Consider the following 23422-nt stretch of genomic DNA (forward strand, 5'->3'; position numbering starts at 1 on the left):
GCAGTGCGTGGTCACCCCCGGCCCCACCCGTCCAAGCGCAACCAAGAGGCCACCCACCGAGCCAGACCGTCAGTCAGCTACACGCACTCGGCCCGTCCAGCCAGGCGTACCAGGACTCCAGGTTGTCCCCGGTTGTCGCGGAGACGGCCAGCACTTGCGCCCCCGGGTTCACCGCCTTGATGTGCGCACGGCAGGCGGCGACGTCGAAGTCGACATACGGAAGCAGGTCCGTCTTGTTGATCAGAACCAGGTCGGCCGCCGCGAACATGTACGGGTACTTCAACGGCTTGTCGGTGCCCTCGGTGACCGAGACGATGACGACCTTGCCGTTCTCCCCGAGGTCGAACAGCGCCGGACAGACCAGGTTGCCGACGTTCTCGATGAACAGCAGGGAGCCCGCCGCCGGTTCGAGCCGGTCCAGCGCCGCACCGACCATGCCCGCCTCGAGGTGACAGCCCGCCCCGGTGTTCACCTGCACGACCGCGCAGCCGGTGCGCCGAATGCGGTCCGCGTCGAGCGGCGTCTCCTGGTCGCCCTCGATCACCGCGACGGCACGGCGCCCCGCCGTGTCGCGGATGGTGCGCTCGAGCAATGTGGTCTTGCCCGCGCCCGGTGAGCTCATCAGGTTGACGGCGACGATGCCGAGGGCAGCGAGCCGCTCGCGGTTGGCCTGCGCCAGGGCGTCGTTCTTGGCCAGCACCTTCTGCTCGAGAGTGATCGTCTCGTGCGAATGGTTTATCACTTCCGGGTGACTATGTGATTCTCCGCAGCCGCAGGTGGTACACATTTCTAGCCCACTTCCATGGAAAGGATCCGCAATTCGCGCCCCGACGTCACCCGGACGTCCGCGCTGCCGCATGCGCACAACAAGATCAGATCATCGAGCACGATGTCGGTGTCACAGTCACCGCAGTGGGCGACCCCCGGACGGGCCACGATATCGAGCCGCGCACCCTGCGCCACGGTGCCCTCCACCGCGAGATCAAAGCAGAACCGCATGGCCTCGGGCACCACCGCCGTTAACGCTCCAACCTCGACTTTCACGCTGTGGACGGTGCGACCCGCGGCCCGCTCACAGACCGCGTCGACAACGCTCTGAGTGATCGACAATTCGTGCAATGCTGCCTCGTCCCGGCCGGATTGAATCATCGTCGGCGTTGACATATTCGCACGCCGGGCCACTAGGGTGTCAGGTGAGTAACACTGGCGGGTCGACTGTCGACTCCAGTGTCGCAGGGGCCTCCTCCCGGCCCCGGAAAGCGGTTTTCATGCCTTCACCGGAAGCACTGAAAGCGGCTGACACGCTGATCCACGTATTGTGGATCAACGCTGGGCTCAGCTGCGACGGCGACTCCGTCGCACTGACCGCCGCGACCCAGCCCAGCATCGAGGAGATCGCGCTCGGCGCACTGCCCGGGCTGCCCCAGGTCGCCGTGCACTGGCCATTGATCGACTTCGAGTGCGGGCCGAACGGCGGCGCCGACGACTTCCTCGAGTGGTTCTTCAAGGCCGACCGCGGCGAGCTGGAGCCCTTCGTCCTGGTCGTCGAGGGCTCGATTCCCAACGAGAAGCTGCACGACGAGGGCTACTGGTGCGGATTCGGCAACAACCCCGCGACCGGGCAGCCGATGACCACCAGCGAGTGGCTGGACCGGCTGGCGCCGAAGGCCACCGCGGTCGTCGCGGTCGGCACCTGCGCGACCTACGGCGGCATTCACGCCATGGCCGGCAACCCGACCGGGGCGATGGGCGTGCCGGACTACCTCGGCTGGGGGTGGAAGTCCAAGGCGGGCATACCGATCGTCTGCGTGCCGGGCTGCCCGATCCAGCCCGACAACCTCTCGGAGACGCTCACCTATCTGCTCTACATGGCCACCGGCCAGGCGCCGATGATCCCGCTGGACGACGCGCTGCGCCCGGCCTGGCTGTTCGGCCAGACGGTGCACGAGGGCTGTGACCGCGCCGGCTACTACGAGCAGGCCGACTTCGCCACCGAGTACGGCTCCCCGAAGTGCATCGTCAAGCTTGGCTGCTGGGGTCCGGTGGTCAAGTGCAACGTGCCCAAGCGCGGCTGGATGAACGGCGTCGGCGGCTGCCCCAACGTCGGCGGCATCTGCATCGGCTGCACCATGCCCGGCTTCCCCGACAAGTTCATGCCGTTCATGGACGAGCCACCCGGCGGCAAGTTCTCCACCACCGTGATCGGCCCTTATGGAGCGACGATCCGCCGCCTCCGCGAGCTCACCACGCACACCCTCGACCGGGAGCCCAAGTGGCGCCGCCCCGGCCGGAAGCTGACCACCGGCGCAAAGCGCACCTGGTAACTGAGAGGCGGCGTCATGACGGCGACCCAGGATCGGCGTGACCCCACCGCCGGCAAGACCGAGCTCGTCGACATGGCGTGGGATCCGATCACCCGCATCGTCGGCAGCCTCGGCATCTACACGAAGATCGACTTCAAGCAGCGGATCGTCGCGGAGTGCAAGAGCACCAGCTCCATCTTCCGCGGCTACTCGATCTTCATGAAGGGCAAGGATCCCCGCGACGCGCACTTCATCACCAGCCGGATCTGCGGCATCTGCGGCGACAACCACGCGACCTGCTCCTGCTACGCGCAGAACATGGCGTACGGGGTGAAGCCGCCGCACCTCGGCGAGTGGATCGTCAACCTGGGCGAGGCCGCGGAGTACATGTTCGACCACAACATTTTCCAGGAGAACCTGGTCGGGGTCGACTACTGCGAGAAGATGGTCGCCGAGACCAACCCCGGCGTGCTGGAGATGGCCAACCGCACCGAGTCACCGCACGCCGGCGAGCACGGCTACCGCACTATCGGCGACATCATGCGCTCGCTCAACCCGTTCACCGGCGAGTTCTACCGCGAGGCGCTTCAGGTCAGCCGGATGACGCGGGAGATGTTCTGCCTGATGGAGGGCCGCCACGTGCACCCCTCCACGTTGTACCCGGGCGGCGTCGGCACGGTCGCGACGATCCAGCTCATGACCGACTACCTGAGCCGGCTGATGCGCTACGTCGAGTTCATGAAGAAGGTCGTGCCGATGCACGACGACCTGTTCGACTTCTTCTACCAGGCGCTGCCCGGCTACGAGCAGGTCGGCAACCGGCGCATCCTGCTCGCCTGCTGGGGCTCGTTCCAGGACCCCGAGCACTGCAACTTCAAGTACGCCGACATGACCGACTGGGGCCGCAAGATGTACGTCACCCCGGGCATCGTCGTCGACGGCAAGCTCATCACCACCGACCTGGTAAAGATCAACCTTGGCATCCGGATCCTGCTCGGCTCGTCGTACTACGACGACTGGCAGGACCAGGAGATGTTCGTGACGCACGATCCGCTGGGCAACCCCGTCGACCGGCGGCATCCGTGGAACCAGCACACCAACCCCCGGCCGCAGAAGCGCGACCTGGACGACAAGTACAGCTGGGTCATGTCGCCGCGCTGGTTCGACGGCAAGGATTATCTTGCCCTGGACACCGGCGGCGGGCCGCTGGCGCGGCTCTGGTCCACCGCGCTCGCCGGGCTCGTCGACATCGGCTACATCCGGTCGACAGGCTCCAGCGTGAAGATCAATCTGCCGAAGACCGCGCTCAAGGGCCCGGTCGAGTTCGAGTGGAAGATCCCGCAATGGAGCAACACCATCGAGCGTAACCGGGCGCGCACCTACTTCCAGGCGTACGCCGCCGCCTGCGCGCTGCACTTCGCGGAGAAGGCCCTGGTGGAGATCCGGGCCGGGCGCACCAAGACGTGGGAGAGCTTCGAGGTGCCCGACGAGGGTATCGGCTGCGGCTTCACCGAGGCCGTGCGCGGCGTCCTCTCGCACCACATGGTGATCCGTGACGGCCGGATCGCGAACTACCACCCGTACCCGCCGACGCCGTGGAACGCCAACCCCCGCGACAGCTTCGGCACCCCGGGGCCCTACGAGGACGCCGTGCAGGGCCAGCCTATTTTCGAGGAGAACGACCGGGAGAACTTCAAGGGCATCGACATCATGCGTACGGTGCGCAGCTTCGACCCGTGCCTGCCGTGCGGCGTGCACATGTACCTCGGCGGCGGCAAGAAGCTGGAGCTGCTGCACTCGCCGACGCAGTCCGCCGGTGCGTCGTGAGCGAAGCGGACTGGCGCGCGGCCGGTGACCGCGTCGAGACCCTGATCGCCGCCAGCGCCGCCGGGGGCGCGGTCGCCCGCGAGCGCGCCGAGGAGCTGGTCCGGCTGGTCGCCGACCTCTACGGCGAGGGCCTCACCCGGCTGCTCGACATCGCGCACGAGCACGGCGCGCTGACCGACGACGTCCTCACGGCGCTCGCCGGCGACGACCTGGTGGCGAGCCTGCTGCTGGTGCACGGCCTGCACCCGGACCCGGTGGATACCCGGATCGAGCGGGCGCTGGCCGAGGTCCGCGCCCAGCCCGGATCGCACGGCGGCGACGTGGAACTGCTCGACGTCGGCGCCGACGGGGTGGTCCGGCTGCGGATGCCGGCCGGCCACGACGGCTGCGGGTCGACGGCCGCGACCCTGAGACTCGCCGTGGAGGGCGCGATCGAGGCCGCCGCGCCGGAGGTCACCGCGATCGAGTTCGAGGAGCCCGCAGCCGCGCCGGGCGGCGGCTCGGTGATCCCGGTCTCCGCGCTCTTCTCCCGCATCGCCGCCGCCGGACCCGACGGCGCGCGGGTCGCGTCATGACCGGGCCGTCGCCCGGCCGGGTGCCGCTGGCCGCGCTGCGCCGGGTCACCCGGTCGCGGCCGGTGCCCGCCGACGGTGAGCGCTGCGAGATGTGCGCCAAGCCGATCGCCGCGGCCCACGCGCACGTGGTCGACCTGCAGAGCCGGGCGCTGATGTGCGCCTGCCGCCCCTGCTACCTGCTCTTCTCGGACGCCGCCGCCGCACTGCACTACCGGTCGGTGCCGGAGCGGTACCTCTCCTTCGCCGGCACCGCGATCGACGGCCGGACCTGGGACGAACTCCAGATTCCGGTGGGCCTGGCCTTCCTGTTCCGCAACTCGGCGCAGCGGCGGATGGTCGCCTTCTATCCCGGCCCGGCCGGCGCCACCGAGTCCGAGCTGCCGCTGGCCGCCTGGGACCGGATCGTCGCGCAGAGCCCGCGGCTCGCCGTGCTGCGGCCGGACGTCGAGGCGCTGCTGGTCCGCCGCCCCGGCGAGGACTGTTTCGTCGTGCCGATCGACGCGTGCTACGAGCTGGTCGGTCAGCTGCGCAAGCTGTGGCGCGGCTTCGACGGCGGCGCCGAGGCACACGCGCACATCGACGCCTTCTTCGCCGGCATCCGCGCCCGCAGCCGCCCGGCGCCGCCGCCATGAGCGCGTTTGAGTTCTCGGTGCTCGACGTTTTCGCCGAGCCCTATGCGGCCGCGCCGCAGCTGACCGCGCGGCTGCGCATCGCGGAGGGCACTGGCCTGCGCATCCACGCGATCGCGCTGCGCTGCCAGGTGCGCATCGAGCCGCAGCGCCGCCGCTACGACGAGGGCGAGCAGCAGGACCTGCGCGGGCTGTTCGGCGAGCGCGCCCGCTGGACCGAGACCCTGAAGCCGTTCCTGTGGATGCAGTGCAACACCACCGTGCAGGGCTTCACCGGCCGCACCGAGATCGACCTCGCCCTGCCCTGCACGTACGACCTCGAGGTGATCGGCTCGCAGTACCTCAACGCGCTGGACGCGGGCGACGTGCCGCTCACCCTGCTCTTCTCGGGCACCGTGTTCACCCGGGGTGAAACCGGGTTCGGCGTGGAGCAGATCCCGTGGGAGTGCGAGGCCCGGCACGACCTGCCGGTCGGCGTGTGGCGGCAGATGATCTCGTTGTACTTCCCGAACACCGGCTGGCTGCGGCTGGACTCCGAGGTGCTGGCCCGGCTCGCCGCCTACCGGGCCCGGCACGGCATGACGAGCTGGGAGGAGACCGTCGAGAAGCTGCTCGGCGGCGCGGCGTCATGAGCATGAACCTGGGGACGGTGCGGGCGATCGCCGACGCGGTGCTCTACGAGGGGTACCTGCTCTACCCGTACCGGAAGAGCGCGGCGAAGAACCGGTCCCGCTGGCAGTTCGGGGTCCTCGGCCCGCCGCGGGCCACCGCCGCCGCCTTCGCCGAGGCGCCCGACATGGCCATGCAGTGCCTGCTCGACCCGGGCGGCGCCGCGGGCGTCCGGATCCACCTGCGCTTCCTGCAATTGCAGGCCCGCGAGGTGCAGCGCCTCGAACCGGACGGGTCACACCTGCCGGTCGGCGAGCTGACCGTCGCCGGGGCGGCGCTGCTGAGCTGGGACGAGGCCGTCGAACGGGAGATCACCGTCCCGGCGACGCCGCTCGGTCAGGCGGCGGACGTCGCCGTCGAGGTACCCGGCGGGTGCGAGACGGAGCCGGTCAACCGCCCGGACGGCTCCCCCGCCGGCCGGATCGTGCGGCGCCGGTGGCCGCTGACCGCGCGGCTGCGCACCCGGACCGACGCCGACGGCGGTTACCAGCGGCTGACCGTCGAGGTGCGCAACGAGCATCCGGAGACCGTCGCCGGAAAGGACGCCGCGATCCGGTCCTCGCTGATCGGCGCGCACCTGCTGATCGAGGCGTACGACGGCGCCTTCGTCTCGCTGCTGGAGCCGCCGGAGGCGGCCGCCGCCGCGGCCGGGCGCTGCCGCCAGCGCCGCTGCTGGCCGGTCCTCGCCGGACCCGACGGCTCGCACGACGTCGTGCTGGGCGCGCCGATCATCCTGTACGACCACCCGCGGATCGCCGAGCAGAGCCCGGGCGCGCTGTTCGACTCCACCGAGATCGACGAGATCCTCACGCTGCGGGTGATGACCATGACCGAGGCGGAGAAGGCCGAGGCCCGCTCGACCGACCCGCGGGCCGCCGCGATCATCGACCGCTGCGACGCCATGCCGGACGCCGAACTGGGGCGGCTGCACGGCGTCCTGCGCGACCCGGAGCCCTGGTGGGATCCCGCGGCCGACGCGCGGGCGGACCCGGACACCGACACGGTGCTCATCGACGGGGTGCCCGTCGCCAAGGGCAGCCTGGTCCGGGTGCACCCGTCACGGCGGGCGGACGCGCAGGACATCTTCTTCGCCGGCCGGGTGGCGCGGGTGACCGCGGTGCTCGGCGACGTCGACGGCGGCGTGCACGTCGCCCTGGTGCTCGTCGACGACCCCGCCGCCGACCTGCACGACTGGTACGGCCGCTACTTCTACTTCGCTCCCGAGGAGCTCGAACCGCTACCGGCTACGGCCGACCTTCCGCCGGCCAAGAAGGAGTACAGATCGTGAGAACCATCGGCATCCTCACCACGGTCGCCGGCGTGGCCGTCACCGTGTTCGCCGCCGTTGTGGTCGTGCGGGCGATGCCCGACATCCAGCGGTACCTGAAGATCCGCTCGATGTGACCGCGGACGAGGGGCACCCGGCGCGGGTCCTGGTCGCCGGGATCGGCAACTTCTTCCTCGGCGACGACGGTTTCGGTCCCGAGGTGGTGCGCCGGCTGACCGGTCAGGGCACGCTGCCGTCCGGGGTACGGGTGGCCGACTACGGCATCCGCGGCATGCACCTGGCCTACGACCTGCTGGACTCCTACGACACCCTGGTGCTCGTCGACGCCCTGCCGTCCGCCGGCGCGCCGGGCCAGCTCGTGGTGCTGGAGGTGACGGCGGACGACCTCGGCGACGGCGAGTACGACGCGCACGGCATGCACCCCGCGGCCATGCTCGCCAACCTCGAACGCCTCGGCGGCACCCTGCCGACCACCTACGTCGTCGGCTGCCGGGCCGGCGCCGTCGAGGAGGGCATCGGCCTGAGCGAGCCGGTCGCCGCCGCCGTTCCCGAGGCCGTCACCCGGGTACGCGAGCTCGTCGGCCGCGTCCTCGCCGGCGACACCCGGGGGTCCTGACCATGTGCCTCGGAATCCCCGGCCGGGTCGTGCGGCTCGTTCCCGGCTACGCCGGCCAGCTGGCAATGGTGGACGTCATGGGCGTGCAGCGCCAGGTCAACGTGGGCATGCTCGAACGGGCGCCGGACCCGGAGGACTGGATCCTGATCCACATGGGCTTCGCGCTGGAGGTCATCGACGAGGCGGCCGCCGAGCGGGCCATGTCCGGCCTGGAGCTGATGGGCCGGGCCCGCGAGAGCACCGAGCCCGCCGGGCGGGTCCGCCGGCGATTCACCGTCGCCGGGCTCGTGCAGGGCGTCGGCTTCCGGCCCTTCGCCTACGCGACCGCCGCCGACCTGGCCCTGGCCGGGTCGGTGGCGAACACCGCCGACGGCGTGGTGATCGAGGCCGAGGGCCCCGCCGAGGCGGTGCGGGAGTTCGGCCGCCGGCTCCGGGCGGACGCGCCGCCGCTCGCGATGGTCACCGCCGTCGACGAGACCCCGCTGGAGCCCGTGGGCGGCACCGGTTTCACCATCGCGGAGTCGAGCGCGGGCGGGCAGGCGCGGACGCTGGCCTCGCCCGACGTGGCCACCTGCGACGACTGCCTCGCCGAGCTGCGCGATCCCGCCGACCGCCGGTACCGGCACCCGTTCATCACCTGCACCAACTGCGGCCCCCGCTTCACCATCATCACCGGCCTGCCGTACGACCGGGCCGCCACCACGATGGCCGGGTTCGCCATGTGCGCCGCCTGCCGCGCCGAGTACGAGGACCCGGCCGACCGGCGCTTCCACGCCCAGCCGATCGCCTGCCCCGACTGCGGCCCGCGGCTGGAGCTGCACACCCCGGGCGGCGACCGGCACCCGGACCCGCTGCGCGGCGCGCGGGAGCTGCTCGCGGCCGGGCGCATCGTCGCCGTCAAGGGCCTCGGCGGATACCACCTGGCCTGCGACGCCCGCAACGCCGACGCCGTCGCCGAGCTGCGCGCCCGCAAACGGCGCGGCGGCAAGCCGTTCGCCGTGATGGTCGCCGACCTCGACACGGCCCGGCGGCTGGTGACGATGACCGACGACGAGGAGCGGCTGCTGACCGGCGTACGCCACCCCATCGTGCTGCTGCCCCGACGGGCCGGCGGGGACGTCGCCGCCGCGGTGGCGCCGGGCAACCCCGACCTCGGGATCATGCTGCCCTACACGCCGCTGCACGTGCTGCTCCTCGGCCTGCCCGGCGACCCGACCGGGCCGGACGCCCTGGTCATGACGTCGGGCAACCTCGCCGGCGAGCCGATCGCCTACGACGACGCGGACGCCGCCCGGCGGCTCGCGCCGCTCGCCGACGCGTTCCTGCGGCACGACCGTGCGATCCGGGTGCCGTGCGACGACTCGGTAAGCCGGCACGCCGCCGGCGCGGAGCTGCCGATCCGCCGGTCCCGCGGCCACGCGCCGATGCCGCTGGCGCTGCCGTTCGAGGTGCCGCCGACCCTCGCCGTCGGCGCGGACCTGAAGAACGCCTGCGCGCTGGGCGCCGGCCGGTACGCCTGGGTCAGCCAGCACATCGGCGACATGGACGACCTGAGCACCATCGACGCCCTGTCCGGCACCGAGGCACACCTCGAACGGCTCACCGGGGTGCGCCCCGAGACGATCGTGGCGGACCTGCACCCCGGCTACCGCTCCACCGGCTGGGCCCGCGACCACGCCGCCGGCCGGCCGGTGCGGCTGGTGCAGCACCACCACGCGCACATCGCCTCGGTCATGGCCGAGCACGGCCTCGGCCTCGACGAGCGGGTGATCGGCGTGGCGTTCGACGGCACCGGCTACGGCACCGACGGCGCGGTGTGGGGCGGCGAGGTGCTGATCGCCGACTACAAGTCGTACGACCGGGCCACGCACCTCGGCTACGTGCCGCTCGCGGGCGGGGACGCGAGCGTGCTGCGCCCGTACCGGATGGCGATGGCGCATCTGCGGGCCGCCGGCGTGCCGTGGCACCCGGAGCTGGCCTGCGTCGCGGCCTGCCCGCCCGCCGAGCGCGACGTGCTAGCCCACCAGTTGGAGACGGGGTTCGGCTGCGTGCCCACCTCGAGCATGGGCCGGCTGTTCGACGCGGTCGCGTCGCTGACCGGCGCGTGCCACGCCGTGGAGTACGAGGCCGAGGCGGCGATCATCCTGGAAGGGCTGGCCGCGTCGGCCGGCCCGGCCGGCGACGGCTACCGGTTCGGCCCGCCCGCCGACCCCGGCCCGGTGATCCGCGCGGTCGCCGCCGACGTCCTCGCCGGCGTGCCGGCGGCCACCGTGGCCGCCCGGTTCCACGCGGCCGTCACCGCCCTGATCGCCGACCTCGCCGAGCTCGGCCGGGATCGGACCGGCCTCGACGTCGTCGCGCTCGGCGGCGGGGTCTTCCAGAACGCGTTGCTGCTCGACGCGGCCCGGCGTGCCCTGCGGGAGCGGGGCTTCACCGTGCTGCTCCCCCGGCTGCTGCCGCCCAACGACGGCGGCCTGGCCCTCGGCCAGTTGGTCGTCGGCGCCTGTTGTTGACCATCGAGAAGGGAGACACTCCCATGTGCCTGGCCGTCCCCGGGCGCGTCCTGAGCATCGCCGAGACCGACGGCACCCTGATGGCCGAGGTCGACTTCGGCGGCGTGCACAAGAACGTGTGCCTGCAATACATCCCCGACGCCGCGGTCGGCGAGTACGTCGTGGTGCACGTCGGATTCGCCATCCAGCGGCTGGACGAGAAGTCCGCGCAGGAGACGCTCGCCAACTTCGAGCGCCTCGGCATCCTGGAGGAGGAGTTCGGCGACGGGTTCACCCGCGCGGCCGAGCAGGCGGGAGACGACCGGTGAAGTACCTCGACGAATTCAGCAACCCGGACCTGGCCCGAAGGCTTCTCGACGAGATCCACGCGACCGCGACCCGCCCCTGGGCGATGATGGAGGTCTGCGGCGGCCAGACCCACTCGATCATCCGGCACGGCATCGACCAGCTCCTGCCCGAGGGCATCGAGATGATCCACGGCCCGGGCTGCCCGGTCTGCGTCACCCCGCTCGAGATCATCGACCGGGCCCTGGCCATCGCCGCGCAGCCCGGCGTGATCTTCTGCTCGTTCGGTGACATGCTGCGCGTGCCCGGCAGCGGCCGGGACCTGTTCGGCGTCAAGAGCGCCGGCGCGGACGTGCGCGTCGTCTACTCGCCGCTCGACGCGCTCACCATCGCCCGGGAGAACCCCGACCGCCAGGTGGTGTTCTTCGGCATCGGCTTCGAGACCACCGCGCCGGCCAACGCGATGACCGTTTACCAGGCCAAGCGGCTCGGCGTCACGAACTTCTCGCTGCTGGTCTCGCACGTGCTGGTGCCGCCGGCGATCGCCGCCATCATGGAGTCACCGCGCTGCCGCGTGCAGGCCTTCCTGGCCGCCGGCCACGTGTGCAGCGTCATGGGCACCGGCGAGTACCCGCCGCTTGCGGAGAAGTACCGCGTGCCGATCGTGGTGACCGGCTTCGAGCCGCTCGACATCCTCGAAGGCATCCGCCAGACCGTCATCCAGCTCGAGTCCGGCCGCCACGAGCTGCAGAACGCCTACCCCCGCGCCGTACGCGCGGAGGGCAACCTGCCCGCGGTGGCGATGCTGCGCGACGTGTTCGAGGTGACCGACCGGACCTGGCGCGGCATCGGCATGATCCCGGACAGCGGCTGGCGGCTCTCGCCGCGCTACCGGGACTTCGACGCGGAACTCCGCTTCGACGTCGGCGGCGTCACCGCCTGCGAGTCGGAGCTGTGCCGCTCCGGCGAGGTCCTCCAGGGCCTGCTGAAGCCCAACGAGTGCGCGGCGTTCGGCAAGCAGTGCACCCCGCGCAACCCGCTCGGCGCGACGATGGTCTCCTCCGAGGGCGCGTGTGCGGCCTACTACGCGTACCGCCGGCTGGATCTGGTGCAGCTCTGATGACGGACCTGGACTTCGAGAACTGGACCTGCCCGCTGCCGCTGCGCGACACCCCGTCGATCGTGATGGGCCACGGCGGCGGCGGGGCCATGTCGGCCGAGCTCGTCGAGCACCTGTTCCTGCCCGGCTTCGGCGCCGCCGCCGCGACCGGGCTCGGCGACTCGGCCGTCGTCACCGCCGGCGGCGCCCGGCTCGCGATCTCCACCGACTCGTTCGTGGTCAAGCCGATGTTCTTCCCCGGCGGGTCGATCGGCGACCTCGCGGTCAACGGCACCGTCAACGACCTGGCCATGTCCGGCGCGACGCCGCTGTACCTGTCGACCGCCTTCATACTTCAGGAGGGCACCGCCCTGTCCGAGCTCGCCCGCATCGCCGAGGCCATGGGCGCCGCCGCGACCGCGGCCGGGGTACGGCTTGTCACCGGCGACACCAAGGTGGTGGACAGCGGCAGCGGCGACGGCGTCTACATCAACACCACCGGCCTCGGCGTCGTCGCCGACGGCGTGGACATCGCGGCGCACCGGGCGGCGCCCGGGGACGCGGTGCTGATCAGCGGCGACATCGGCGTGCACGGCGTGGCCGTGATGAGCTGCCGCGAGGGGCTGGAGTTCGGCACCGCCGTGCGCAGCGACACCGCGCCGCTGCACGGCCTGGTCGCCGCGATGATCGCCACCGGCGCCGATCTGCACGCGCTGCGCGACCCGACCCGGGGCGGCGTCTCGGCGTCGCTGAACGAGATCGCCCGGGCCGCACGCGTCGGCGTCGACCTGGTCGAGCGGGACCTGCCCGTACCGCCCGGGGTACGCGACGCGTGCAGCCTGCTCGGCCTCGATCCGATGCAGGTCGCCAACGAGGGCAAGCTGCTGGCGTTCGTACCCGCCGCGCAGGCCGGCGACGTGCTGGCCGCCATGCGGGCGCATCCGCACGGCGAGGACGCGTGCCGGATCGGCACCGTGGTGTCCGAGCACCCCGGCATGGTGGTGGCGCGCACGGCGCTCGGCGGCACCCGGGTGATCAACCTGCCCATCGGCGAGCAGCTGCCGCGGATCTGCTGATGAGCGTGCGGGGGACGCTGCTGTTCGCCCGGTACGCGTACCCGCCGAACGAGCTGGGCTACTGCGGGCCGGAGGGTGCGGCGGCGCTGCTGCGCCCGGACGCGCCCGCGGAGATCGCCCGGCGGGCCCGCCGCTTCGAGGGTGCCTGGAGCTATCTCGAGTTCATCGCCGCGTCGGCCGGCATCGGCGATCCGCTCGACGAGGCGGTGGTGGAGGCGTACTGGATCGGCAACGAGCTGCTCGACGGCGTGTCGGCGCCGGACCTGGTGGCGTGGCTGGGCGAACGCTTCCACGGCCAGCCCGGCGGCACCTGGCGTACGGCGGGCGGGCGGGCCACGCCCCACCACAGCTTCCAGGTGTTCGAGGTGTATCCGTGGGCCGGGCTGCTCACCGCGCCGGCCGCGCCGGTCGCGGTGTCGGTGCTGGACCGCTGCCGCATCCGCGCCGGCGTGGTCCTCGACGTGCACGGCGAGTCGGCGACCGTACGCTCGAATCCGCTGGTGTGGGACGGCACCGAGCTGACGCCGGGCCCGCCGCGGGATGAGGTCGCCGCCTGGTCGGCGAACGGGAACTCGCTGCTCGGCGGCCTGTCGCCCGGCGACCGGGTGGCCCTGCACTGGGACTGGGTCTGCGACGTCATCACCGCCGAGCAGCAGGAGCGCATCGAGTCGCTGGAACTGCGCCAGCGCCGCTGCCTGACGGCCCCGGCCGGGTGACGGCCGGGGCACGTGCTCAGGTCAGACGGTCCACCAGATCGTGGTGTCCGCCGGGATCTCCACCTCGTCGCCGTCCAGCTCGACCGGGCCGCTGGTGAGCAGCGCGCGGCCCGGCATGGGGATCCGGATCGGCTCGGTCGTCATGTTGACCGTGCAGCGGAAGTGCGGCGTGCGGTCGAAGACCAGCAGGCCCTCGGGCGCGTCGCACCAGGTCAGGTTCTCCGCCGCGCCGAGCGCCGGGTCCGACTTGCGCAGCGCCAGCGCCGCACGGTAGAGGTCCAGCGTCGAGCCCGGGCGGCCCTGCTGCGCCTCGACGCTCAGCTCCGCCCAGCTCTCGGGCTGCGGCAGCCAGCTCGGGCCGCCCTCCGGGCCGAAGCCGTACGGCGTGCGGTCGCCGGACCACGGGATCGGCACCCGGCAGCCGTCGCGGTAGCCGTCCTGGCCGTTCGCCCGGTGGAACGCCGGGTCCTGGCGCACCTCCGGCGGCAGGTCGACGACCTCGGGGAGACCCAGCTCCTCGCCCTGGTACAGGTACGCCGAGCCGGGCAGCGCGAGCATCAGCAGCGTCGCGGCGCGGGCCCGGCGCTGCCCCGCCACCGGGTCGACGACGATCGGCTTGCGGCCGGCGACCTCGTCGCCGTCGTTGGGCTGGAGCATGCGGGTGGTGTGCCGGACGACGTCGTGGTTGGACAGCGTCCAGGTGGCCGGCGCGCCGACCGTGCCCATGGCCTCGAGCGACTCGTCGATGACCTTGCGCTGGGCGGCGGCGTCCCAGGCCGTACCGAGGTAGGCGAAGTTGAACGCCTGGTGCAGCTCGTCGGGGCGCACGTAGTTGGCGACCCGCTCCAGGGTGGGCGCCCAGGCCTCGGCCACCGCGATGCGCTCGCCCGGGTACTCGTCGAGGATCTTGCGCCAGGTGCGGTAGATCTCGTGCACGCCGTCGCGGTCGAAGCTCGGGCTGATGCCCGCGTCGAGCAGGTGCCACTCCCTCGACTCGTCGATGTCGGGCAGGCCCTCGGCCTTGACCATGCCGTGCGCCACGTCGACCCGGAAGCCGTCGACGCCGAGGTCGAGCCAGAACCGCAGGATGGTGCGGAACTCGTCGGCGACCGCCGGGTGCTCCCAGTTGAAGTCCGGCTGCTCGGGCGCGAACAGGTGCAGGTACCAGTCGCCGGGTGTGCCGTCCGGGTCGGTGGTCCGGGTCCAGGCCGGGCCGCCGAAGATCGACTTCCAGTTGTTCGGCGGCAGCTCGCCGTTCTCACCCTTGCCGGGCAGGAAGTGGTAGCGCCCGCGAAGCGCCGAGCCGGGGCCCTCCGTGATCGCCCGCCGGAACCACTCGTGCTGGTCCGAGGAGTGGTTCGGCACGAGGTCGACGATCACGCGTACCCCGAGCTCGTGTGCGTCGGCGATCAGGCCCTGCGCGTCGGCGATGGTGCCGAACATCGGGTCGACCATGCGGTAGTCCGCCACGTCGTAGCCGGCGTCGGCCTGCGGCGAGGCGTAGAACGGCGACAGCCACACCGCGTCGACGCCCAGGTCCCGCAGGTACGGCAGGCGGCTGCGGATACCCGGCAGGTCGCCGATGCCGTCGCCGTCGGAGTCGGCGAAGCTACGCGGGTAGATCTGGTAGATGACCGCGTCGCGCCACCAGGGGCTCGGCGCGGGCGCGGCGGCGTCTTCGCGCTCCGCCGACGGGAGTTCGATCAGTTGATCGGTCATGGCGGATGACGGTAGCAGGTTACTAACTCGTGTTACATACCTGTTTACCAACGACCTGGATCGCGAGCGTGACCGAGGTCTCCCCGGCGCCGCTCAGGAGGGCTTGGCGGTGGAGTCGCGCACGATCAGTGACGTGCCGAGCGACTGGTGCGGGTGCTGATCCTCGCCCCGGATGGCCGAAATGAGAAAATCCGCCGCGGTACGGCCCTTCGTCACGATCGGCTGCCGCACCGTGGTCAGCCGGGGCCGGAACCACGCCGACTCGGCCAGGTCGTCGAAGCCGGTCACCGAGACGCCGGTCGGCACGTCGATGCCGAGCTCCTGCAGGGCGTCGACCACCCCGTACGCGAGCACGTCGGAGAGCGCCAGGATCGCGGTCGGCGGCTGCCCCTCGGCCATCAGCGCCCGGGTCGCGTGGTAACCCTCCGTACGCGAAACCGGGACCTCCATCAGCCGAATGTCGTCCATCGTCAGCCCGACCTCGGCCAGTGCCTCCGTTATGCCGGCCAGGCGCCGCCCCAACGGCCCGCCGGGGCCGCGGTGCGGCTGGTCCGGGCCCGGACCCGGCGACACCACCGCCAGGCGCCGGTGCCCCAGGTCCAGCAGGTAGCGGGTGACCTCCCGGGCGCCGCCGTGGTCATCGACGTCGACGCTGGCCGCACCCTCGTAGCGGTCGCTGTCGATCAGCACGAACGGGATGTTGCGCCGCTCCAGCTCGGCCACCTCGCCCCGGTCCATCTCCAGCCCGCAGACGATGAAGCCGTCGACCGCCGCGTACGGGATGGCCTTGAGCACCGAGTCCTGGAGCGGCGGCGTGAGCAGCAGGGTGTAGCCCTCCTGATCACAGACCTGGCCGACGCCCATCAGGAAGCGGGAGTAGTACGGGTTCTCCATGATCCGGGCCAACGGCTCCGGCAGCAGCACGCCCAGCGACTGGGTGGCGCCGGCCTGGAGCATCCGGGCCAGCGTGTTCGGCGTGTAGCCGATCTCCCGGGCCACCGCCAGGATGCGCTCGCGGGTGGCGACGGAGATCCGCTGCGGATTGTTGAAGGCGCACGACACCGCCGATCGGGACACCCCGGCGGCCGCGGCGACATCGCTCGACGTCGGCTTGCCGCCGGCCTTTTTCGACGGCATCCGCCAAGACCTCGTTCGTTCGGTAAGCGTTTACGATAACCCAGCCGCCGCCAGCAACCGCCGGAGCAGGGTGTGCACGTCGACCGTCTCGTCGTCGGCCAGCACGACGATCCCGGCTCGGCGCTCCGGCAGCCAGGCGCCGAACGAGACGAAGCCGGGCAGGTCGCCGGGGTGGAAGTACGCCCGGTGCCCGCCGACAGTGCCGATGTAGAGCCCGTAGCCGTAGTGGGCGCCGGTGTAGGACCCGCCCGGCGCGGGCTCCTCCCCGGTCGCCGCGAGCGGGCCGGTCAGCACCATCTGCGACTCCCAGCCGAGCACCTCGCCGCCGTGCAGTGCCCCGGTCCAGCGGGCGAGGTCGCCGACGGTCGACCACACATCGCTGGTGCCCGGCAACGGCGGCAGCACGGCGCCGGGCAGCGGCTCGCCGGCGCGATGCCCGTGGGCGGCGCCGGGGTCGTCCGGGCGGCCCGTCGTGGTCGACGCCATGCCGGCCGGCGCGAAGACCTGCTCCGCGAGGAACGACGCGTAATCCTGACCCGCGGCCCGCTCGACGATGTGCGCGACAAGCAGGTAGCCGGGGCTGCTGTAGCACCAGCGGACCCCCGGCCGGCTGATCGGCTCCGCGGCCGTGAGCAGGGGTGTGCGCTGCTCGATCGCGATCGGATCGGTCACGTCGAATCCCGGCGCGTCCTGCCAGTGGCTCATCCCGGAGGTGTGCGTCAGCAGGTGGTGCAGGGTGATCTCACGCCACCGGGCCGGGCTGTCCGGCAGCCAGTGGCTCACCGGCCGATCCAGACTGAGTGCGTCCCGCTCGGCCAGCAGCAGCGCGGCGACCGCGGCGAACTGCTTGCCCAGCGAGGCGATCGGGAACCGGGTCTGCGACGTCGACGGGCCGCCGGCGACGTCGACGGCGACCGAGCCGTCGACGGTCACCAACGCCGCGCCGTGCAGGCCCTCGACTGTCCACATGGCCGACACATTAGCCCCGAACGCAGGGGAAAGGAGAGATCAGGACACCGGTAGGTGAATCGTGACGGTGGTGCCGGCCCCCTCGGCCGACCGCACGTCGATCCGGCCGTGGTGGTTGTCCACCACCGCGCCGACGATCGCCAGGCCCAGGCCGGTGCCGGGAACCGCCTCCCGGACCGCGTTGCTGGCCCGGAAGAAGCGGGTGAAGAGCGCGTCCTGCTCGCCTTCCGGTATGCCCATTCCGGTGTCCGTGACCGCGATGACCATCTCGTCCGCGTCGCGCCGCGCCAGCAGCGACACCGTGCCGGCGGCGGGCGTGAACTTCACGGCGTTGCTCAGCAGGTTCATCAGCAGCCGGTCCAGCTGACCGGCGTCGGCGTCGAGCCGCAGCGGACCGCGCGCCTCGGCGTGCAGGCCGACCTCCGCCTTGGCCGCCGCCGGCGAGACGGCCGCGACGGCGGCCTCCACCAGCTCGGCGAGGTCGACCGGGCGCCGGGTGGCCAGGAACGCCCCCGATTCGATCTTCGAGAGGACCAGCAACTCCTCGATCTGCTCGCGCAGCCGCCGGGTGTTGCGCCCGATCACCTCCAGCATCCGCGCCTGCTGCGGGTTCAGCTCGCCGGCGTCCTCCAGCAGCTCGACATAGCCGGCGATGCTGGTCAGCGGCGTACGCAGCTCGTGCGAGACCGTCGACATGAAGTCGGTCTTCGCGGTGTCGAGCTCCTGCAGCCGGGCCACCAGCTGCTGTTCCCGCTCGTACAGCCGGGCCAGGTGCACCGCGCGGCCGAGGTCGCCGGCGACCGACTCGGTGAGCTGGACGTCCACCGGGGTGTACGGCTGCCCGGCGTCGCGGATCAGGGTGAGCGCGCCGAGGCAGTCCTCCCCGGCGCTGACCGCGACGGTGAGCACCGGCCCGTCGCCGGCCCGGGCGCAAGCCAGCCGCTCGGCCTCCGGTGGTTGCACGCCACCGGCCGGGTCGCCGGTGGTCCACACGTCGCCGCTGCCGAGCCAGCCCACGTCGCAGCCGGCCAGCGGCGCGAGCGGCCCGTCGGCGTGCTCGTCGCGCAGGCTGCTCAGCGGCGGCGCCTCGGGATGCCCGGGCGCCATCCGGACCAGCACATGGTCGGCCCGCATGATCTCGGCCAGCCCCCGGACCGCCTCGTCGATCGCGTCCCGGACGTTGAGGTGGGCCCGGATCCGGTAGCCGAGATCGCGGACCACGCCGCGCAGCCGGGCGATGTCGCGCTCGGCGCCGCGTACCCGGTCGTTCTCGTCGGCCATGGCGTTGACGGCGGCGGCGACCGCCCGGATCTCGGTCGGGCCGCCGTGGGCGTCGGCACGGGCGTCGAGCCGGCCCTGACCGCGCCGGGCCAGCACGCGGACCACGTCGCCGAGCGGGATGGTGATCCGGCGGGCCGTGAGCACCGCGGTGCAGCCCGCGATGAGCGCCGCGCCGACGGTCAGCGCCAGCAGCACCACGATCGTCGCGCCACCCAGCCGGAAGCTGAGGCTCTGCAACTCCTCGGTGCGCTCGGCGAGGTCGGCGTCGAACTCCCGGTTCGCGGCCATGAAGGCCAGGAAGAGCGGCCCGGCCTCGCCGGCGTACCGCAGCGCCGCGGCGCTGCGCGGCGGCGCCCGGCTTTGCAGCTCCGCCACGTCGAACCAGGTGTCGGCCCGGGCCAGCTGCTCGTCGACGGCCGGCGCCTCGTCCTCGCCCGCCATCGACCGCAGCGCCCGGCCGACCAGCGCGTAGTCGAGCAGGGCGGACCGGAAGGCGCCGAGCATCTCGGCGTCGCCGGTCAGCGAGTAGCCGCGCACCCCCAGCTGGGCGTCGGCGAGCACGCCGCGCAGCTCGGCGTTGGCCAGCCGCAGCGGCTGGACATGGCTGGTGAGCGCGCGCACCACCCGGTGCTGTTGCAGCACCGCGGCCGTCTCGACCAGCCCGGAGCAGACGATCAGGCTGACCAGGACCACGAACGCTCTGGTCAGCAGGAACCCGACGGAGCGGTCACGGCGCATGGGCAGGTGGTCAGGCCCGGGCCCGGCTCAGCAGCGCCTGGATCCGCGACACCAGCTCGCGCGGGCTGAACGGTTTGGTCACGTAGTCGTCGGCGCCGGCGCTGAAGCCGCCCTCCACGTCGTGCTCCTGCACCCGGGCGGTCAGCATGATGATCAGCATCCCGGCGGTGGCCGGGTCGCCGCGCAGTATCCGGCACACGTCGATGCCGGAGAGGCCGGGCATCGAGATGTCCAGGACCGCGAGGGTCGGCTGCCGGGTCCGCGCCTGCTCGAGCGCCGCCTGGCCGTCCGCCACCGCGATCACGTCGAAGCCGGCCTGCTCGAGCTTGAACGCCACAAGGTCGCGGATGTCGGGGTCGTCGTCGGCGACCAGAACGACCGTCACGACAAATTCCCCCCCGGTCCGTGACCCAATATTCGCTACCAATTCGCATGATATCCCGTTAGTTCGCGTAAGACCCCAGCTCGCCGCAACCACACGGCAACCGCCCAGCAGCCGCCGTGCAGCCCCGGCCTGGTGCTCTAGTTCACAGACACGCGAACCGAACGCCAGGAGGACCCGATGACCGTCTTCAGCAGCGACGAGATCCGCTCCGAAGCGCTGTTCGTCTCCGACCTTCAGCGTTCGCAGCAGCCGACCCCCGAGCTGATCCGCGAGGCCGTCACCGAGACGGTGGACCGGCTGGGCGAGAGCGGCTGCGCCGCCCTGGTCGCCCAGGAGTTCGGCGAGCACCCGGACTGCGCCCTCGGCCGGATGCAGTGGGCCCGGACCGCCGTGCGCACCGCGTTCGCCGCCTGACCGACTTCCGGCAAGCCGGCGCCGGCGAATCCTGGCGCCGGCTTGCCGACGGGCCGTAAGGTGTCCGTCATGCACGCGCGATTGAGCATGTGGTGGCCCGCCAACCCGGCGGCCACACCCACCCGCGCGTAACCTCAACCACCGCGGCCGCCTCCCCGAGGCGGCCGTTCCCGTGTGGCCCGATCCTCGGCGGCGGTCTCCGACCGAACCGAGGAACAATGAGGCCCTTCGCCCTGCTGCACCGTGACGGCGCCGACCACGTCGACGTCCTGGAAGGCGACATCGTCACCGTCGACGCGCTCGCCGACATCCCGCTGACCCCCGGAAAACCCGGCCCGCAGACCCTCGCGCTGATCCCGTTCCGGCAGATCGCCGAGCGCGGCTTCGACTGCGTCGACGACGGAACACCCCTGGAGTGCCTGCGGATCGCCGCACACACCACCCGGCCGCTGCGGGAGATCATCGACGGTCTCCCGGCCGCGCCGGTCGCGCTCGCGGGCGGCTCCTTCGACATCACCGACGACGCGTACGGCGAGATCGTGGCCGAGGTGCTGCGCGACGAGATCGGACACGGCGAGGGCGCCAACTTCGTCATCCACCGCGTCTTCACCGCGACCGTCGGCGGCGACCCGCTCGACGCGGCCCGGGCCGCGTTCCGCAACCTGCTCACCGGCGAGCGGGGCGCGTACTGGACGTTCCTGGTGCACACCGGCACCCGTACGCTCGTCGGCGCCACCCCGGAGCGGCACGTCAGCGTCGCCGACGGCCTGACGATGATGAACCCGATCTCCGGAACGTTCCGCCACGACGGCACCCGCGACCTGCTCGACTTCCTCGCCGATCCCAAGGAGACCGACGAGCTGTACATGGTGCTCGACGAGGAGCTCAAGATGATGGCCGCGGTCGCCGAGCACGGCGGGCAGGTCGTCGGCCCGTACCTGAAACGGATGGCCCACCTCACCCACACCGAGTATCTGCTGGCCGGAAAGGGCTCGCTCGACGTCCGCGAGGTGCTGCGCGCGACAATGTTCGCGCCGACCGTCACCGGCAGCCCCCTGGAGAACGCCTGCCGGGTGATCGCCCGGCACGAGCGCCGCGGCCGCGGCTACTACGCGGGCGTGCTCGCGCTGCTCGGCCACGACGACGAGGGCCGGCAGACCCTCGACGCGCCGATCCTGATCCGCACCGCGGAGATCTCGCCCGCCGGCGCCCTGCGGGTACCGGTCGGCGCCACCCTGGTCCGGCACTCGACCGCGGCCGGCGAGGTCGCCGAGACACACACCAAGGCCGCGGGGGTACTGGCCGCGCTCGGCGCCGCGCCACCGCCGGGCCCGGCGGCAAGCCGGCCGGACGACGGCCCGGAGGTGCTGGCCGCCCTGGCCGCGCGCAACGACGGCCTGGCCCGCTTCTGGCTGGACCAGCGCCGCCCGGGCGCCCTGACCGTGCCCGGGCTGGACGGCCGGACCGCCGTGATCGTCGACAACGAGGACACGTTCACCGCGATGCTGGCACACCAGCTCCGCGCGCTCGGCCTGACCGTGACGGTGGTGCCGTGGACGGTGGCGGTGGTGCCCGCCGCCGACCTGGTGGTCGTCGGCCCCGGCCCGGGCGACCCGGCCTCCGACGACCCGAAGATGCTGATGCTCCGCGGCCTGGTCGCCGACCTGCTGACGGCGGACCGGCCGCTGCTGGCGGTCTGCCTGGGTCACCAGATCCTCTGCGCGACGCTGGGCCTGCGCCTGCACCGCCGGGACCAGCCCTACCAGGGCGTCGCCCGCGACATCGACCTGTTCGGCACCGTACGGCGGGTCGGCTTCTACTCGAGCTTCACCGCCCTCGCCGACCCGGTGGACGGCGTCGAGATCGCCGCCGACCCGGCCGACGGCACGGTGCACGCGCTGCGCGGCCCGGGCTTCGCCGGCGTCCAGTTCCACCCGGAGTCGGTGCTCAGCGCGGACGGCGTCGCGCTCCTCGCGGAACTACTTCCTCCACTTCTCTCCCGGACGGTTAGCCCGGCGGTGAACGGGTAGCGCAAGAGGACGTCGGTGGTCCAGGCGGATCGAGAGCCTCCGCTTGGGCCACCGGCCCGCCTAGGATGTCGTTGTGGAAGCAACCTTCTTCTTCGATCCGGCCTGCCCGTTCACCTGGCGCACCTCGCGGTGGCTGGTCGCCGTCGCGCCCGAACGCGACGTGACGCTACGCTGGCGCGCCTTCAGCCTGACGATCCTCAACGGCGACAACGTCCCCGACCAGTACCGGCCGATGATGGCGGCGTCCAGCCGGGCGCTGCGGCTGGTGGAGGCGCTACGGGCCGACAGCCGCGAGGAGACGATCGGCACCTTCTACACCGAACTCGGCACCCGCACGCACGACGCCGGCACGCCGATCTCGGACGACATCGTCGCGGCCGCGGCCGAGGCGGCCGGCATCGAGAACCCGAAGGCCATCCTCGACGATCCCGCGTGGGACGAGGCGGTCCGCGAGTCGCACGAGCTGGGCTTCGGCTCGGCGGGCCCGGACATCGGCTCACCGGTCCTGATGATCTCCGGCGCCGCCCGCGGCGTGCACGGCCCGATCCTCGACGAGGTACCCGGCCGCGAGGAGTCCCTGGCCATCTGGGACGCGGTCGTCCCGCTGGCCCGCAGCGGCAGGTTCTTCGAACTCAAGCGCGGCCGCTCATAGTCTGTCGATCTGGGTGACGAACCTGTCTGCCCGCCGGCGGCTGGTCAGCCGCACGCACCGCAGGTGCCGGCCGTGCGCGGCGATCAGAGCCGTGACCCGGGGTCGCATGCCGCGCCGGTAACCGATCACGTACTCGATGAAGGACCAGGTGATGCGGTCGTAGACGCCGTCGGCGTGCTGACCGCCGCGGTAGCGCAGGCGGCGCTGGGCGATGCCCAACAGGCAGGTCCGGGCCGGGAGATCGAGGAAGACGACGGTGTCGGCGCGCTCGAGCCGGATCGGCAGCGTGGCGGCGTAGTTGCCCTCGATGATCCACCGGTCCGCGGCGACGAGATCGCGTTGGATGCCGGCGAACTCGTCCATCGGGATGGGGTTCCAGCCCTCGTCGTAGTACCGCGCGTCGAGGTTGGTGACGTCCAGCCCGAGCTTGGCGCCGAGCCGGCGGGCGAGCACGGTCTTGCCGGAGCCGCCGCAGCCGATGACGACGATCCTGTCCATAGG

24 protein-coding genes are annotated in these 23422 nt (G+C 72.2%); 16 read left to right on the top strand and 8 right to left on the bottom strand.

Features of this window, described 5'->3' with window-relative positions:
* Window positions 1–73 precede the first annotated feature (73 nt).
* On the bottom strand, window positions 74–742 hold the full coding sequence (hypB, locus tag BJ971_RS28605) for a hydrogenase nickel incorporation protein HypB (RefSeq protein WP_239087492.1): 669 nt from the start codon (window positions 740–742) through the stop codon (window positions 74–76).
* 47 nt (window positions 743–789) lie between these two features.
* Entirely contained in the window at window positions 790–1164 is a 375-nt protein-coding gene (locus BJ971_RS28610) for a hydrogenase maturation nickel metallochaperone HypA/HybF (protein WP_239087493.1), read from the bottom strand.
* Between the two features lie 152 nt (window positions 1165–1316).
* On the opposite strand from BJ971_RS28610, the gene BJ971_RS28615 reads away from it, so the two are divergent.
* The 13 genes from BJ971_RS28615 to BJ971_RS28670 are packed head-to-tail and all read left to right on the top strand — an operon-like array spanning window position 1317 to window position 13596.
* Window positions 1317–2324 (top strand): NADH-quinone oxidoreductase subunit B family protein, encoded by a 1008-nt coding sequence (locus BJ971_RS28615; RefSeq protein WP_239087494.1) that lies wholly within the window; start codon window positions 1317–1319, stop codon window positions 2322–2324.
* 15 nt (window positions 2325–2339) lie between these two features.
* Entirely contained in the window at window positions 2340–4130 is a 1791-nt protein-coding gene (locus BJ971_RS28620; protein WP_184996278.1) for a nickel-dependent hydrogenase large subunit, read from the top strand.
* Complete coding sequence (locus BJ971_RS42325) at window positions 4127–4705, top strand: NifU family protein (RefSeq protein ID WP_184996279.1); 579 nt, start codon at window positions 4127–4129, stop codon at window positions 4703–4705. The genes BJ971_RS28620 and BJ971_RS42325 overlap by 4 nt, the downstream gene beginning before the upstream one ends.
* Window positions 4702–5337 (top strand): DUF5947 family protein, encoded by a 636-nt coding sequence (locus BJ971_RS28630; RefSeq protein WP_184996280.1) that lies wholly within the window; start codon window positions 4702–4704, stop codon window positions 5335–5337. The genes BJ971_RS42325 and BJ971_RS28630 overlap by 4 nt, the downstream gene beginning before the upstream one ends.
* Window positions 5334–5966: a DUF6084 family protein gene (locus BJ971_RS28635; protein ID WP_184996281.1), complete on the top strand. Its 633-nt coding sequence runs from the start codon at window positions 5334–5336 to the stop codon at window positions 5964–5966. The genes BJ971_RS28630 and BJ971_RS28635 overlap by 4 nt, the downstream gene beginning before the upstream one ends.
* Window positions 5963–7291 carry a hypothetical protein gene (locus BJ971_RS28640; protein WP_184996282.1) on the top strand — a complete coding sequence of 443 codons (1329 nt, stop codon included), beginning with the start codon at window positions 5963–5965 and terminating at the stop codon, window positions 7289–7291. The genes BJ971_RS28635 and BJ971_RS28640 overlap by 4 nt, the downstream gene beginning before the upstream one ends.
* Window positions 7288–7407, top strand: coding sequence for a DUF6893 family small protein (locus BJ971_RS42700; RefSeq protein ID WP_377885181.1), 120 nt, complete (start codon window positions 7288–7290; stop codon window positions 7405–7407). Before BJ971_RS28640 ends, BJ971_RS42700 begins: the two co-directional genes overlap by 4 nt.
* A complete protein-coding gene (locus tag BJ971_RS28645) occupies window positions 7404–7907 on the top strand; it encodes a hydrogenase maturation protease (protein WP_184996283.1) in 504 nt (167 codons plus the stop codon). Before BJ971_RS42700 ends, BJ971_RS28645 begins: the two co-directional genes overlap by 4 nt.
* A 2-nt stretch (window positions 7908–7909) precedes the next feature.
* Window positions 7910–10420, top strand: coding sequence for a carbamoyltransferase HypF (gene hypF / locus BJ971_RS28650; RefSeq protein WP_184996284.1), 2511 nt, complete (start codon window positions 7910–7912; stop codon window positions 10418–10420).
* Window positions 10421–10443: 23 nt separating this feature from the next.
* Window positions 10444–10728, top strand: coding sequence for a HypC/HybG/HupF family hydrogenase formation chaperone (locus BJ971_RS28655; protein ID WP_184996285.1), 285 nt, complete (start codon window positions 10444–10446; stop codon window positions 10726–10728).
* Entirely contained in the window at window positions 10725–11825 is a 1101-nt protein-coding gene (gene hypD / locus BJ971_RS28660; RefSeq protein ID WP_184996286.1) for a hydrogenase formation protein HypD, read from the top strand. The genes BJ971_RS28655 and hypD overlap by 4 nt, the downstream gene beginning before the upstream one ends.
* Window positions 11825–12880 carry a hydrogenase expression/formation protein HypE gene (gene hypE, locus BJ971_RS28665; RefSeq protein ID WP_184996287.1) on the top strand — a complete coding sequence of 352 codons (1056 nt, stop codon included), beginning with the start codon at window positions 11825–11827 and terminating at the stop codon, window positions 12878–12880. Before hypD ends, hypE begins: the two co-directional genes overlap by 1 nt.
* Window positions 12880–13596: a DUF6390 family protein gene (locus BJ971_RS28670; protein WP_184996288.1), complete on the top strand. Its 717-nt coding sequence runs from the start codon at window positions 12880–12882 to the stop codon at window positions 13594–13596. The genes hypE and BJ971_RS28670 overlap by 1 nt, the downstream gene beginning before the upstream one ends.
* A 21-nt stretch (window positions 13597–13617) precedes the next feature.
* Here the strand turns inward: BJ971_RS28670 and BJ971_RS28675 are convergent, their stop codons facing one another.
* The 5 genes from BJ971_RS28675 to BJ971_RS28695 all read right to left on the bottom strand — a co-directional run bounded on the left by BJ971_RS28675 (window position 13618) and on the right by BJ971_RS28695 (window position 19825).
* The gene (locus BJ971_RS28675; RefSeq protein WP_184996289.1) at window positions 13618–15315 is read right to left on the bottom strand and encodes a glycoside hydrolase family 13 protein; all 1698 of its coding nucleotides are present in this window, start codon (window positions 15313–15315) and stop codon (window positions 13618–13620) included.
* Window positions 15316–15408: 93 nt separating this feature from the next.
* A complete protein-coding gene (locus tag BJ971_RS28680; protein ID WP_184996290.1) occupies window positions 15409–16452 on the bottom strand; it encodes a LacI family DNA-binding transcriptional regulator in 1044 nt (347 codons plus the stop codon).
* A 30-nt stretch (window positions 16453–16482) separates the two neighbouring features.
* Window positions 16483–17421 carry a serine hydrolase domain-containing protein gene (locus BJ971_RS28685; RefSeq protein WP_184996291.1) on the bottom strand — a complete coding sequence of 313 codons (939 nt, stop codon included), beginning with the start codon at window positions 17419–17421 and terminating at the stop codon, window positions 16483–16485.
* Between the two features lie 39 nt (window positions 17422–17460).
* Window positions 17461–19440 carry an ATP-binding protein gene (locus BJ971_RS28690; protein WP_184996292.1) on the bottom strand — a complete coding sequence of 660 codons (1980 nt, stop codon included), beginning with the start codon at window positions 19438–19440 and terminating at the stop codon, window positions 17461–17463.
* A gap of 10 nt (window positions 19441–19450) precedes the next feature.
* The gene (locus tag BJ971_RS28695) at window positions 19451–19825 is read right to left on the bottom strand and encodes a response regulator transcription factor (protein WP_184996293.1); all 375 of its coding nucleotides are present in this window, start codon (window positions 19823–19825) and stop codon (window positions 19451–19453) included.
* A 177-nt stretch (window positions 19826–20002) separates the two neighbouring features.
* Here BJ971_RS28695 and BJ971_RS28700 point away from each other — a divergent pair, with 177 nt between their 5' ends.
* The 3 genes from BJ971_RS28700 to BJ971_RS28710 all read left to right on the top strand — a co-directional run bounded on the left by BJ971_RS28700 (window position 20003) and on the right by BJ971_RS28710 (window position 22921).
* The gene (locus BJ971_RS28700) at window positions 20003–20239 is read left to right on the top strand and encodes a hypothetical protein (protein WP_184996294.1); all 237 of its coding nucleotides are present in this window, start codon (window positions 20003–20005) and stop codon (window positions 20237–20239) included.
* Window positions 20240–20457: 218 nt separating this feature from the next.
* The gene (locus BJ971_RS28705; RefSeq protein ID WP_184996295.1) at window positions 20458–22269 is read left to right on the top strand and encodes an anthranilate synthase family protein; all 1812 of its coding nucleotides are present in this window, start codon (window positions 20458–20460) and stop codon (window positions 22267–22269) included.
* A gap of 73 nt (window positions 22270–22342) precedes the next feature.
* Window positions 22343–22921, top strand: a complete 579-nt coding sequence (locus BJ971_RS28710; protein ID WP_184996296.1) for a DsbA family protein — start codon at window positions 22343–22345, stop codon at window positions 22919–22921.
* Here the strand turns inward: BJ971_RS28710 and BJ971_RS28715 are convergent.
* Entirely contained in the window at window positions 22916–23419 is a 504-nt protein-coding gene (locus BJ971_RS28715; RefSeq protein WP_184996297.1) for a P-loop NTPase family protein, read from the bottom strand. The two genes, BJ971_RS28710 and BJ971_RS28715, sit on opposite strands and share 6 nt — an antisense overlap.
* Window positions 23420–23422 lie beyond the last annotated feature (3 nt).

Source organism: Amorphoplanes digitatis, from assembly GCF_014205335.1.
Taxonomy (GTDB): Bacteria; Actinomycetota; Actinomycetes; order Mycobacteriales; family Micromonosporaceae; genus Actinoplanes; species Actinoplanes digitatus.